This is a genomic window from Enterococcus sp. DIV1059_2 (assembly GCF_051713685.1).
In the GTDB taxonomy this organism is placed as follows: Bacteria; Bacillota; Bacilli; order Lactobacillales; family Enterococcaceae; genus Enterococcus_D; species Enterococcus_D casseliflavus.
The window spans coordinates 87,305-99,734 of sequence record NZ_JBIOQK010000002.1 but is presented as its reverse complement, the minus strand read 5'-3'; the positions used below and the strand labels follow the sequence as shown (position 1 = coordinate 99,734).

25 protein-coding genes are annotated in these 12,430 nt (G+C 34.4%); all 25 read left to right on the top strand.

Annotation, left to right across the window (positions count from 1 at the left end; all coding sequences use genetic code 11):
• Positions 1 to 1,020: 1,020 nt before the first annotated feature.
• The 25 genes from IGI72_RS18760 (at position 1,021) to IGI72_RS18640 (ending at position 12,399) form a co-directional block, all read left to right on the top strand.
• Entirely contained in the window at positions 1,021 to 1,527 is a 507-nt protein-coding gene (locus IGI72_RS18760) for a hypothetical protein (RefSeq protein ID WP_086373264.1), read from the top strand.
• The gene (locus IGI72_RS18755; RefSeq protein WP_438755310.1) at positions 1,527 to 2,030 is read left to right on the top strand and encodes a hypothetical protein; all 504 of its coding nucleotides are present in this window, start codon (positions 1,527 to 1,529) and stop codon (positions 2,028 to 2,030) included. Before IGI72_RS18760 ends, IGI72_RS18755 begins: the two co-directional genes overlap by 1 nt.
• A 66-nt stretch (positions 2,031 to 2,096) precedes the next feature.
• A complete protein-coding gene (locus IGI72_RS18750; protein ID WP_438755309.1) occupies positions 2,097 to 2,570 on the top strand; it encodes a hypothetical protein in 474 nt (157 codons plus the stop codon).
• Positions 2,571 to 2,630: 60 nt separating this feature from the next.
• Positions 2,631 to 3,038 carry a hypothetical protein gene (locus tag IGI72_RS18745; RefSeq protein WP_438755308.1) on the top strand — a complete coding sequence of 136 codons (408 nt, stop codon included), beginning with the start codon at positions 2,631 to 2,633 and terminating at the stop codon, positions 3,036 to 3,038.
• A gap of 286 nt (positions 3,039 to 3,324) precedes the next feature.
• Positions 3,325 to 3,756 carry a hypothetical protein gene (locus tag IGI72_RS18740; protein WP_438755307.1) on the top strand — a complete coding sequence of 144 codons (432 nt, stop codon included), beginning with the start codon at positions 3,325 to 3,327 and terminating at the stop codon, positions 3,754 to 3,756.
• Positions 3,757 to 4,194: 438 nt separating this feature from the next.
• A complete protein-coding gene (locus IGI72_RS18735) occupies positions 4,195 to 4,395 on the top strand; it encodes a hypothetical protein (RefSeq protein ID WP_438755306.1) in 201 nt (66 codons plus the stop codon).
• A 23-nt stretch (positions 4,396 to 4,418) separates the two neighbouring features.
• Positions 4,419 to 4,592: a hypothetical protein gene (locus tag IGI72_RS18730; protein WP_413155913.1), complete on the top strand. Its 174-nt coding sequence runs from the start codon at positions 4,419 to 4,421 to the stop codon at positions 4,590 to 4,592.
• A gap of 39 nt (positions 4,593 to 4,631) precedes the next feature.
• Positions 4,632 to 4,916, top strand: coding sequence for a hypothetical protein (locus tag IGI72_RS18725; RefSeq protein ID WP_438755305.1), 285 nt, complete (start codon positions 4,632 to 4,634; stop codon positions 4,914 to 4,916).
• 74 nt (positions 4,917 to 4,990) lie between these two features.
• Positions 4,991 to 5,311, top strand: coding sequence for a hypothetical protein (locus tag IGI72_RS18720; RefSeq protein ID WP_438755304.1), 321 nt, complete (start codon positions 4,991 to 4,993; stop codon positions 5,309 to 5,311).
• Between the two features lie 229 nt (positions 5,312 to 5,540).
• On the top strand, positions 5,541 to 5,933 hold the full coding sequence (locus tag IGI72_RS18715) for a hypothetical protein (protein WP_438755303.1): 393 nt from the start codon (positions 5,541 to 5,543) through the stop codon (positions 5,931 to 5,933).
• 300 nt (positions 5,934 to 6,233) lie between these two features.
• Positions 6,234 to 6,431, top strand: coding sequence for a hypothetical protein (locus IGI72_RS18710; RefSeq protein WP_438755302.1), 198 nt, complete (start codon positions 6,234 to 6,236; stop codon positions 6,429 to 6,431).
• A 40-nt stretch (positions 6,432 to 6,471) separates the two neighbouring features.
• Positions 6,472 to 6,678 (top strand): hypothetical protein, encoded by a 207-nt coding sequence (locus IGI72_RS18705; protein ID WP_438755301.1) that lies wholly within the window; start codon positions 6,472 to 6,474, stop codon positions 6,676 to 6,678.
• Positions 6,679 to 6,779: 101 nt separating this feature from the next.
• Entirely contained in the window at positions 6,780 to 6,947 is a 168-nt protein-coding gene (locus IGI72_RS18700) for a hypothetical protein (protein WP_325837270.1), read from the top strand.
• A gap of 42 nt (positions 6,948 to 6,989) precedes the next feature.
• Positions 6,990 to 7,214: a hypothetical protein gene (locus tag IGI72_RS18695; RefSeq protein WP_142425087.1), complete on the top strand. Its 225-nt coding sequence runs from the start codon at positions 6,990 to 6,992 to the stop codon at positions 7,212 to 7,214.
• Positions 7,215 to 7,325: 111 nt separating this feature from the next.
• Positions 7,326 to 7,652, top strand: coding sequence for a hypothetical protein (locus IGI72_RS18690; RefSeq protein ID WP_438755300.1), 327 nt, complete (start codon positions 7,326 to 7,328; stop codon positions 7,650 to 7,652).
• Positions 7,653 to 7,744: 92 nt separating this feature from the next.
• A complete protein-coding gene (locus IGI72_RS18685; protein WP_438755299.1) occupies positions 7,745 to 8,005 on the top strand; it encodes a hypothetical protein in 261 nt (86 codons plus the stop codon).
• A gap of 50 nt (positions 8,006 to 8,055) precedes the next feature.
• On the top strand, positions 8,056 to 8,238 hold the full coding sequence (locus IGI72_RS18680; RefSeq protein WP_438755298.1) for a DUF7167 family protein: 183 nt from the start codon (positions 8,056 to 8,058) through the stop codon (positions 8,236 to 8,238).
• Positions 8,228 to 8,416, top strand: coding sequence for a hypothetical protein (locus IGI72_RS18675; protein WP_438755296.1), 189 nt, complete (start codon positions 8,228 to 8,230; stop codon positions 8,414 to 8,416). Before IGI72_RS18680 ends, IGI72_RS18675 begins: the two co-directional genes overlap by 11 nt.
• Positions 8,417 to 8,702: 286 nt before the next feature.
• Positions 8,703 to 8,897 (top strand): hypothetical protein, encoded by a 195-nt coding sequence (locus tag IGI72_RS18670; RefSeq protein WP_438755295.1) that lies wholly within the window; start codon positions 8,703 to 8,705, stop codon positions 8,895 to 8,897.
• Positions 8,897 to 9,202, top strand: a complete 306-nt coding sequence (locus IGI72_RS18665; RefSeq protein WP_438755293.1) for a hypothetical protein — start codon at positions 8,897 to 8,899, stop codon at positions 9,200 to 9,202. Before IGI72_RS18670 ends, IGI72_RS18665 begins: the two co-directional genes overlap by 1 nt.
• Complete coding sequence (locus IGI72_RS18660; protein ID WP_438755291.1) at positions 9,138 to 10,502, top strand: hypothetical protein; 1,365 nt, start codon at positions 9,138 to 9,140, stop codon at positions 10,500 to 10,502. The genes IGI72_RS18665 and IGI72_RS18660 overlap by 65 nt, the downstream gene beginning before the upstream one ends.
• A 39-nt stretch (positions 10,503 to 10,541) precedes the next feature.
• The gene (locus IGI72_RS18655) at positions 10,542 to 11,162 is read left to right on the top strand and encodes a hypothetical protein (RefSeq protein ID WP_438755290.1); all 621 of its coding nucleotides are present in this window, start codon (positions 10,542 to 10,544) and stop codon (positions 11,160 to 11,162) included.
• Between the two features lie 22 nt (positions 11,163 to 11,184).
• Positions 11,185 to 11,556, top strand: coding sequence for a hypothetical protein (locus IGI72_RS18650; RefSeq protein ID WP_438755288.1), 372 nt, complete (start codon positions 11,185 to 11,187; stop codon positions 11,554 to 11,556).
• Positions 11,557 to 11,599: 43 nt separating this feature from the next.
• Complete coding sequence (locus IGI72_RS18645) at positions 11,600 to 12,211, top strand: WDGH domain-containing protein (RefSeq protein ID WP_438755286.1); 612 nt, start codon at positions 11,600 to 11,602, stop codon at positions 12,209 to 12,211.
• 8 nt (positions 12,212 to 12,219) lie between these two features.
• Positions 12,220 to 12,399, top strand: a complete 180-nt coding sequence (locus IGI72_RS18640; RefSeq protein WP_438755285.1) for a hypothetical protein — start codon at positions 12,220 to 12,222, stop codon at positions 12,397 to 12,399.
• Positions 12,400 to 12,430 lie beyond the last annotated feature (31 nt).

Sequence of the window (12,430 nt, the reverse complement as noted above, 5' to 3'; positions counted from 1 at the left end):
TTTTATAGTTCCACAATCCTTTGTGGGCCTGAAAATGACATTGGATACTACATATTTATTTGACAAATTGATTAAAAGGGAATAATCACCATATAGTGAGTCCCTAGAGGGTCTACGCCCAGTTGAGCTAGTTGATTACCAGTGGGATGAAATGAAGTTCCCATTGCTAAGTTTAATCTTTATCTATTTCTTATCACATTTACTAATAATAAGGAGGTACAGGCAACTATGCTAACTATGGCACTTAATCTTAAACAAATACATGACCCTGAAAAACTGACAAACGAATCGAAATGGTACCCAGGAGTAAGGATTCATACTAGTGAAAGAGTCTGGTATCGTCAATTCTTCCTAGAAGACTACTTATCTGAGGATGGTTATTTTCCTAAGTTGAACTCTGTCCACAAAGACGGGTCTACTTCCCTTCCCACTTACTCGCTTGAAGGAGCTAGTCCTATTAGAAAGGATGTCCCTATCCAATGTGGAGACTTTCTAATTATTGGACACACTCTAGAGGGTATCTGCATGTACTCTATGAGACAAGACCTCTTTTACGAGACGTTTACCACCTCTGGGGAACTTCCTCTGGAGGATTTCGTCCCTATTTTTCACTCTGGAGTTTATAACAACATTCTCTATAGTACATCTCATGCTTCGTAAGAGTCTCATGCTCTGTATATTCGTTTAGAGAGAGCAGAGAAGAGGAGAGGAGAGCGAGTAATTTGCTCTCCTTTTTTCGAGAGGATTTTCTCGGGATTTTACTCTGGAGGACTTTGTTGTTTCACCTCTGGAGAACCCCCTATCTTTTAGAGGGGCAAGGTCCTAAAAAAGAAAACTTTAATGAAACAGGGTGTCTGATTTTATGGTCCTACCTTACGTTCTACGGCGTTTTTATTCCAATCTGGATAAATTCCCTTTTTAGAGGTTAAAGGTCCTCTAACCGCAAATAGGTCTACACATTTTTTATTACTATGGTGCCGCAATCTTACGATTTTCTTAATTAATGAAGGAGGATTTAGTATGCTCGAATTTCGCTATGATAACTTTTATGAATTGATTGATAAGACGTCCAATCTTGATATTAGTCCTTTAATTACTACTGTCTTTGAATTACAAAATATTGTCAGCATTACAAAATTGGGAACCATAATCAAGGTTGATAGAATTCAAAGTCCGTCAGTAAAAATCGACCACAACAACTATAGCTATAAGCTATTTGATTGGTTTATAGAACAGATTATTTCATGTTTGCCTGAAAGTGTTTTGAAATATGCCGATGAAAATAAGCTTCGGAGGGTGGAGATTTTTTCTAGCAGAAGTTCTGGTACTGACATTTCGTTTTTACCTATTGAAATTGGGTACACAGGCCCTATGGTGATATTTTCCAATAGCGGTGAATGTATTGGAATGATTGAGTCAGTTTCAGATTACGATGAAGACTTATATGAGTCTCAAAAACATAGGTCTTACGATGTCAGCAAAAACAGATTCTTGCGACTTTTCGAAAAATATCCGGAGGTAAAATAATGACGAATATTATTGATTTTGAAGATAATACAATACTTGCTAACTCTATCCTCAATCTGGAAATTTCCCCTTTAGTGGCTATATTCTTTGAAAAACAAAATATAGAATCTATTACCAGATTTCCTACATCAATACGCATTGAGTACAGGACTGGGGAGAGGATGTCTGTTGCACCTGACTCTGACACTTTTTTATTGTTAGATGGCATGTTTCAAAAAGTAAGAGGATGTATTTCTGAGGATATATGGACGTATATTAGAAGTTTATATTTAGATGAAATGACTATCTATTCAAGCATAGCATATGGAACTGACGTTTCGTTTAACCGAAACAAAAATCATGAAGATGGCCCTTTGATTGTTTGGAACTTAGGAGGCAGGTGTGTTGATGTCCTAAAAAATTGTTTTCACTATGAAAGTAGTAATTATTTTATCAATCCAAACTATTGGCACTCATATACAGGTGGGAGTCCCTTTTTACATGCTTTATGGAATACTGTGTAAATTATTCATCTAAATCCTTTCCTGAACTGCTGTTTAAATATTTATTGACTTAAGGAGGTAAGCTACATGATGAATGAATATCATACAGAGAATTCTTCTTCTGGGGTTCAGTATAATCCCCTCATTGCAAAGTCTTTAATTGGTTTGTCTGAAGGTATTGGGGCTACTTATTTCTCATGGCTTAGTTTTTTGAGAACTGGTCACTATCAGATAGAACAATCCGCTTTTTATGAATGTTCTCCGATTTATATGGAGCTAATCGACTTATTTTATAAAGAAATTACCCATCTTAATATATTCCACGATGACATATATCTGGATTATATTCACGTTCAAGAATTTAATATCATTTTTTACAATTATGGACGTTCTGCACGTGTAGATATAAAAAGTAGAGATGGTGGTAAATATCAATTGTTCTTTGACCAAAATGGAGAATACCTCCACAGTAGCTATTTAGAATATGAATCTGACTTGTTGGATGATGAAGATGGGGATGAGACTGAAGGTTATTGGGATGATGATTATGATGATGAATAATCTTTACATCATGAATCTCCTATTCTTTTTTCAACAATTCAAAGTGTCAGGAGGAAAATTATGGAAACCGATGTAGAAAAATATAATCCTTTAATTGCAGAAACGTTATTTAGATTATCAAGAATGCAAAATATTATAAAGTTCTCGTGGGATGGTGTTCTTGGAAATTCGAGTTACAGGGTTAAAGATGGTTATAACCAGATTTGTCCTAGTATATATACTAATTTATTTGAACTATTCTATGAACAAATCACACTTCTTGATTTGGATGGTCCAGAGATTTCGAACTCATTGAGTGAAACTGACTTGGTATTGATTTTCTTCTCTTATTATGAGGACTCTTCAATCGCAGAAGTCACGTTTTCGGATAACATGATTTATGAATTGCATTTTTCAAATTCTGGTGAATGTACTCATAATTTTTTTTATCATGATGACGAAGAAGACGAAGATGAGGAATTTTACTAACGACAGAGGCGATTGTTATACCATGTGCAACAAGTTACTTTAAAAATTCTGTCAGAAAATAATGATTATTGAGTAACTATTTAAGCTGATTTTCTCTATATATATATTACCCACCTGCCACCCATACCCACAACCTTACAATCTTTTTTTGCGGCAACTAATCATTCGTTAGCAACATGACTTAGCAGCTGATTAAGATATCCGAACTTGATAGGGGGATAAACTATATATAGAGATTCCCCTTTATATTTTTTCTATATACAAACAACCGAGAGGAGCATCACCTATGTATTACATTGACTACCAGAATTTGACTATTGTAGAGATAAAGACTGAGGTACAGGAGAGCTATGAGATTGAGCGTACAAACATCGCTGGAAAAGAGACATCTATAAGGGTGAACCATCTATATATATATGATGACCAACACTCTGCCTGGCAAGCATTGATAAGCAGCTTCGTCAATGCTGAGTTAGACCAAGTATTTGATAATCTAGTAGCGGTTCCTGTTGAAAGGGAGTCTTATTTATCTGCAAAGGGGATGCTGGAACAGCTGGGTAAAGAGCTTGACTCTATATATAGGAATGCGCCTATAGATACATCTGGTTGTGTTTATGGGTTATGCGTTAAGAGAGTACAATACTTTCTACTGTTTTTGAGGACTTACCATCTAACGATTACCATACCAGAGGATTACCTACTGTTTATAGAGCTATAGCTATATATATATATAGCAACCTTCCTCCCAACCCCGTTTCCCTTTTTTCTTTCTTTCCCTGAATGATTAAACTGAATGGAATCTTATATAGGGATTATCTATAGAGGTTATATATAGTGAGTCTTCTCTTATAGAGATTTATATATATGTAATAGGTTCTATTAGGGGGATTGCTATATATATTAGACGGGTATATATAGGGAGATAGTAAGTGATTGGTTTCAGGGGTCTGTATCTCTGTATATAAAGTTAGAGAGTCAGTCCTGGAGTCGGAACTTTAAAAAGAAGGAGGTCTGGGTGTAGGGATGAATGTATTAAAGCGATTGGTCAAAATGGTTTTCTATAAGTGTGAGCATAGTTTTCGTTATCTTGGCCAAAACAATTCTGGTCGAAAGTTGTACGAATGCGAGAAATGTGGAAAAGGGGAAAGATTCTAGGATGAAGAATAATGTCAAAGCATATTTTTTAGATAGAAAAAATAAGGCAATTATTCCAGTAATACTTATAGAGAAATACTTTTCCTCAGCAACAATAAGCTTAAATAAGGTAGCAGGTGTTACAAAGAATGTTTCTTCGGAAGACGTTTTTCTAAACAATGAATTAGCTATCAAAGAATATAATCGAATCATTAATAATTAACAAAATTATAGGAGGAATGGCTCATGGCTTACTATTTATTAATTGTAGTTGGTATTTATATGATTTTTCAAACAACTTTTACTAGTACGAGTAATGCTTTATCTAAACTTTTTTTCAAGTTTGTGCCTATGATGCTGGCAATAGCTTGTTTAATGGTCGCAGTAATTAAGCTGAATTTGTTCGGCATTTTGAACTGATTATTTTTCAAATTGATGTAGTTATAGGGGTGTAAAGCGATGAAAAAAATGATTAATAATTGGTGTTCAACAATACATCATAGAAGGATGATTGCACAAACAAAAAGATTACTCTTACATCACATTAGAAATAAAAGTTATCTCCCATATTTTAATCATCCTAAAAGTGACCATGAGAACGTCTTAGAAATGATTCGCTTTTTTAAAATTGGCTATGAGGATGGTTATTTTGCTCATGGCGATAGTTTTGATGTTGCTCAGTGGATGGACGCTAACAAAGATAGGGTGTTAGAGATTTATGATGGCTTAGTCCAAAAAGCGTAAATATAGTTACTGAGTGCTTAGAACCATGCATTTCCTGTCATTATTGGTATCAAGTAGGAAAGGAAAAAGTATAAATGGATGAAATACTTATTTGTGAACTTAATAAATTCGATGTAATTGAAAGTCGCAGCACTGGCTGTGAATTGGAATATGTTCTGATAAAAGATACCAAAGAACATAGGGAAAAAATAAATTATTTGCTTTGCACGATTAATACTTGGGCTTATGTACCAGAGAAATTCTCACCAACAATGCATGAGTTTCTTACATTCTGCGAAACAGAGTGTGAAGGGTATTTGGATGTAGCCCATCTGGTTTATAATTTCGTTCAAAATGTAAATTTGGAAAAAATTGAATTTAAACAGAATAAAAATAAATGGGTATCAACTATTTAACGGAGGTTTAAATTTTGAGAAATAAGTATCCAGGTTATTGCTATCGTTGTGCTCAACGTGTTGAAAAAGGTAAGGGTCACTTTGAGAAAGTGAAGGGTCACGGATGGCGAGTGCAGCATGCTGAATGCGCTATTAAATTCAGAAAAGTTAAAGAACATCAACAAAGTTAAAAACATTTTCCAACCAAATAAATGATTGGTACATCTGGTAAACAAATAGGAGGAATCGAATGTTGGATATAACGTGTCCTTATTGTGCGACGACTTATAGTACAGAAATAAATGGAAAAGAACCCAATACTGAATTCACAAACGAGAAATGTAATAGTTGTGGAAGAATTTTTGCTTTTGAATATGAATTAAAAGCACTATTACTTCACACAAGGGAATTGAAACCTGCGATTTTTGAATTATCAGTAGGAGATTTAGTTATTCGCAAAGGAGCACATGAAGCAAAAGTCTATTTTGTAGAAGCTATAGATGAAGATGGTGTTTTGTTAGTAAATGGCATAAATGATGAGCTTTATAGTAATGATGAAGCAGGTATTCAGGATAACTCTTTAGATTATTTCTACGATAATTTCCGTTTATTAGCCAAGAAAGAGAATCTTGAGACTGATTAAATCTGTAAGCGGAAGTATTTAAGTTAATAATCAAGAAGATAGTTGATTGGTCGAAGAGATAGCGGAATATGAGGATATAAAATGCACCCAATTTTTGCTAGACTGCATAAAATTATTAAATCTACGATTTGCAAATACAAAGGTCATAACTATGCGGTTTATCCCTATTATTACAAAGATGACCCGTTACCTGAAATGGCTGGAGAGTGTACACGATGTGGACATGACACGCACGAGGATTTACATTATCTGCCAAGATAGTTCATTAGTGAAGGAAATTAAGGAATGGAGGAAGCTAACTTGAAAGAATGTAAGTACTGCACACCAAAAGAAGGCACTTGTTATGGTGAATCACTTGAAACTGATTTCAATCAAATTGATACCAGAATTGATGGTCTAAACGGTTGTCTAGATATTAGAGGGAACAATGATGATGATATAGTTTTAATTAATTTTTGTCCTATGTGTGGACGTGATGTTTCAGAAGGTCATGATTAAGTACGATAGTGACAGAGATAACGAAATAGGAGGAACTTTTATGAAGTTAGAAGTAGGAGATTCTGTAAAGGTTATTGCAAATAGTATGATGGCAGTTAGGGCTGATGATACCTATTTTGAAAAAGGTGATTTAGCAGTAGTGAATGATGTAAACATCAATGGAAATCCTAATCTCATTCGTATTGATGAACATAATATCGGTAACATAATGAAAATATCTGATGTTGAAAAAGTAAATACTTACTAGTCAAGATAATCCTATTAGAAAGGGCTAATTTTTTAAGATAATAATCTACCAATATATTTGATTAGAGGAAGATATTACAAATCAGAGAGGAATTGAAAATAATGAATGAAATTTACAAAGAGTATAAGACACGTTATCCAAGTATCGTGCCTCAAGGGTCAGTTGGTACTTGTACTGAAGTAATAAATGCGCAAGTCTTTGCGTTAAAGATTAAATTCGATAACGGTGAAGAATTTTGGTTTATGAGAAGGGACTTAGAAGAAGTCTGATTCCACTATCCACCAAAATAGCAAATTGTAAGGAGGCAGAAAATGGAGCAATCAATCCATATTAATTATGCGACTAGGAAATTTTTATGTACAAAAGCTTTTTCATCAGAAGGAAGACATTGTTTAAAAGATGAAACTTATACAGCACATCCTATTGGTGGAGGGTATAAGTTAGTGTTTGAGAATGGCGATATGAACTTTACGGATGAACTATTTGAGCGTGTTGTTGAAGCGTGGTCGAATATGTTAGTTGAAATAACTGCATAGTTAACTATCCGACAAGCTAGCAAATCTAAGTTTGTGACCGTCAATTCTGATGGTCTCAAAAAAGTAGACCGACAGAATTATCAGTCAGTAAAAAGAAAACGAGGTATGAATGTGAATATAAAAGAAGCCATCCAAGCAATTGGGGACCAGTGTGAATACCCTGGGAATTTTCCATGTGCGATAGTTCGAACACCTGCCGTATTGGACATCGTTAATAAAATTGATGGACCAAAAGAGGTAAAACTCAACGAGAATCAGCAGATAATTGTCAGAGACGTTAAGGAGGACCACTACGCCTATGGACATTCGAAACTTATTGCTATTCATTCAGCTTTTACATCATATATAACCGGATATTATCGTAACCACATAAATAGCGATGAAGAGTTCATCGAAGTCTTAGATACTTTGAATGAATGGTTAAAAGTAAACGATTGACATTTGTAAACTGATTAAGAATAAACTATCTAGTTTACCCAAAGACTTAATATTCATCTAAGACATATGAATAGCTTGGGAGGAGAGCTGTAATGGATATAGAAGAACTTAAAAATGTTCTAAGTAATACTTCGGATTTTCCATTGTTGATTAAGATTTCATTACCTTCTCTAGAAGAAGAAATAACAGTCGATTCTAATACTAACGCTATAAGGACTTATCAACTATTGGCTGAAACCACGGTCTATTTAGCTGAGGAGTATGGAAAAATTATTGGTCAAGAAATGGAAAAAGAAAATTTTTTAAAGTATATGGATGCTATGTATGGTATATCAAAGGGTAAAAAAGGCTGATTTTCAGATATAAAAATATACTGAGAAAGTTGATTAAAGGAGTGATAAGTATGTCCAAAAAAATTAGGTTAGATATTGAAACGACGTGGGCAGGTGTTGGTCAAGTTGAATTTTTCGAAGTCGAAGACAATGCGACGGCAGAAGAAATTGCCGAAGAAGCTCAAGATATCTTTTCGAGCTATTGTAGTTATGGGTGGTCAGAGGTAGAGGGAGAAGATACTAATGAATCGTAGCCTTTCTATCCTTGCTATTTTATTGACCATTGTCGGTTTAAGTGGCATATCCTATAAGATTATCGACCAGCATCAAGAAATAGCTCAACTCGAGGAACAGCTAAAGGATGAGCAGCTTAAGTATAAAATGCTCTTTCGTGATGAAAACGTAAGAATGGCCATCGAGAGCGGTGGTTAAAAAAAGGTTGACTATTTTATTGGTTGACATTATCCGTATGTAAGAAGAAGGACTCTCCTTTTCCCCCTCTTGCATACCTGCTTTTAAGATAAGAGGTTCTATTCTTCATCGAATGGATTCTCTTATCTTTTTCTATATATAAAGGGACATTCTCTATAGGTAGTTCTTCTATAAGGAGTATGACTACTCTATTAATCGTTCCTATGAATTGAGATGTAGGAGATTTAGGGGCCTGTATCTGGAAATAGATAGGATATAGAAAATTGTAGGATATCGGAGGTTAGCTATGATAGCTAGTGGAGAATTTGTTAGATATACAAGTGAAATCTTGAAAGTAAAAGCAGTTCTAAATACTGGTGTGATTATGAGACTGCCTGATGACCACTGCAAAGATATTGCATTAGATGGTTTAGATGTCTGGAGTATGAATACTATGCTATGTTCATTTTCTGAAATTCAACATATAGGAGATGTTAGTTAATGCAAGCTTACTTAGTATATGAAAAAGGTAACGAAGAAGCGGGTTCAGATATCGTATTTGCTAAAAATGCACGAGTGGCAAGATATATGATATATGGAACTTACCTAGAGCCAGAGTCTTTTATTGATATTCGAGCTGTTAGGGCTCCGGATTTTGATGACTGTTTATTTTTTAGTGAGCGGGATATTTGTCATAGAAAATGGAAACTTGGTTGGTGGTTTGACGCAGGTGATTTACCAGATGCAGAAACTGCCGATGATGAAGAATTCTTTGTGTGGTATTTCCAAAATTACGAAAGAGAGTGATGCCTCAGTGGCTCAAGAAGATATTTTAAATGGAGCAGTTTTGTTAGAACATTTGGGGTTGTGGGTGAAGCAGAATGGTTCAATTTTCAAGAGACTCCCTAACGGGAAAATTAAAGAAATGAATATATTGAAATTAAAATCTACTTCACGAACATACAAATTTGTAAATCACGCAATCGATGGTGAACAAAAAAGATTTTATCAGCACAGATTAATTGCTGAAGCTTTTTTACCTAATCCACACAACTATAAGATTGCAGAACTCATTGATGGTAACTCAGACAATATTTCTTTAAACAATATACGATGGGTGTCAGCTAGCTATATTAGAGCAAAAGGCAGTATGACTTATGAAGAGAACTCAATCATCTGCAAAAAATGCGGTAAAAGAAACCATAAGTCTTTAAAATCGTGTCAAATATGCGAAAAAAATAAGCTAGATTTTGAACGAAGACTCAATAAATCAGTGGAGATTCTCAGTTACAGAAAAACAGAATGCCAATTAATTAATTTAGTATCTCTTCGTCCTAAAACAAGGCAATATTTTGAATTATATCTCCAGGGGTTAAGCATTACTAATATCGCAAATCAAGGAAATACTACGACCTCAAATGTTTCAGGTATAATCTCTTCTTATGTTTCGAAATCTTTACAGGATAATCCTCTAAATTTTGGAGACAAGATTTCGTCAAAAGTAGTAGAAAACGGAAAGTTGGTTCTATTCGAGGATGGTTCATGCTTTAAGATTTTGAATAATGGTGACTTAGTCCCGGCAATAATGTCCACTGAAGGGGAAAGTGACGGCTATCTCATTACTGCAGTAACGAGAAGAGGTAAGAAAAAGATAGTTTATCTGCATAAACTATATGCTAAGACTTTCATTCCTAATCCAAAAAAATACAAAAACGTCCAAATTCTTGATAACAATCCCTTCAATATAGTCAAAGAAAACTTGCGATGGGTTAGTCAAGAAGTGCCATGGGTGGAAGACAATCTCAGTGAGAGAGTAAGTTGTCCTAAGTGTAAGACAAGTTATTCAGAAGATGATTTGTGTCCCTTTTGTGAACAAAATAGGATATTATTCGAATCTGAAGAAAATAGAAGAAAGAAAAAAGTCGCTATTCGTTTAAAAAAATGTGCGAATATAAATACCCTTCTTTTAAACAACCGTACAAAAGAAATTTTCTCGTTATATCTTCGAGGTTTCACCTATACCGAGATTGCGGAAAAGATGGACAGTTCTTCGCAAAATATATGTAACGTCATTCGTCATAATATAAGAAAACAATCTGCAGCTTAAAATATATGAGCATCAATAAAAAATGAACGGAGTGTTGGTATGAAAGTGAGTGAATTTTTAGAGTCAAAAATTATTAGTGAAACTAGAGTAGTTTCTTTGCTAGAAATGGGAATTGAAGGCCTTCATTTTGACAAAATGGAGCTTGAATATGTTGAAGAGTTTCAAAAATTTAATCCGTATAGTTTTAAGGCCTACAAGATAGCGGAATATTTTCATGAAGATGGTATATCTGAATATGGATACATTAAATTCGATGGTATTGAAATTGCTATTTACAAGAAGTCTTATATTCATCGCTCGATATCATACCGTATTGTGGACCGTAAGAAATACCAGGAGTTCATTAAGTTGTTAACGTTGTTTAAGACGTCGTCTGTTTATGGAGAATCAGCCTATGAAGATGACATAAGTAATTGGCTACCCGTGGATAGTATTACTGTGGAATATAATGTAAATGGTGCTACTACAAGGAAAACTAGACCATACGAAACCTGGACCGAGGAACAAATTTTTACTCGTCGTGAAAACATGGTTCAGTTCCCCGCTGAAAATACTATGAGTTACGGTAGCATTACTTATTATGAAGATACAATCACTGCTCTAGAAGATGAGCTAACCATCCGAAAAGTGCCTTTTACAAAGGCAAAAAGGATAGACTAAAGGATTGAGGGAATCTAATTTTATGAAAAGAATGTTGTGGATAGCTATTTTTCTATCAGTATTTATTCTGTCCGGATGTAAATCCGAAACTGAAGTCGAACGCAATAATTTGCGTGAAGAAATAAACGAACTGCAAGTTGAAAAAGAAGAGCTAAGTAAAACAATATCTTCTTTGTCTTCGGCAAATGATTTTGACCGATATATTGTTGTTGTGGAAGTTGGTCAAGAACATTACTCGATAGATATAGAAGATATGATGAAGGACTCCATGAATCGAATTGAGATTGCATTTCCCGTTGATAAAGCCTATTATGATGCGGTTCAAGTGGGAGATGTAATCGATAATAGTTTTAGAGCAGGTTCCTTTTTTACAAAAGGTTCTTATGGCTCTTGAGATATAAGCATCACAGATAAATATATAGAATAGAGGTTTTCATATGAAATCGGAATTTTTTATAACTTTAATTTTTTGGCTAATAACTTTAGCATTCTTCAAATATTCAACTTTTCAGTGGAGAAAAAGGTATGAGACGCTGCACAGTCTTTACAAATCTGAGAAGCGTACTGCTGATACTCTGAAAAACACAAATAAACAAAATACAGAAATGATTACGAACTTGACCAATAGAGTCAATGAGTATAAAAACAAGCCTCTAGACGATTTTGTATTCACACCTCTTCAAGTAAACAAAATTATTTTGAAAATGAAAGAACATGGGCATAGTACCAAAACTATTTCTGATAAATGGCATACTTTTGAAGATTTGTACACCCATCGCATGATTCTATCCTTGTTGGTGGCCTGGTCATTTCCCCAGAACTCATCAAAATCTTTAAAACATGCTGATGGTACCATGTTTGATAATTCATTCATTCTAGTTTTCGATACACCAGCCGGTACTTACTCTTATCATTACGATTTAGAATATTGGGATATGTTTACGGTTAAAGAAACTCCTAATGCACCAGAATACGATGGGCATAAACCCGAGGATATCTATCGATTATTATCATTATTTAATGAATACAAAAAAAATATTATCAAGTAGGAGAAGATATGGATACTGTTACTATTACTAGACTAGAATATGACCGCTTAAAAGAAATTGAAGCCGAATGGAAGAAACGGCAGGAGGATATTCACCAAAATAAAAGCCGTCAAAGTGGGGATGGTTTAAAATATGAGTTAAATAATAACTTAATCTGGCCCTCTAAATATCCAAGAGTCAAGTTTTGAATTTATCACAAGGATATAGATACATCGTATG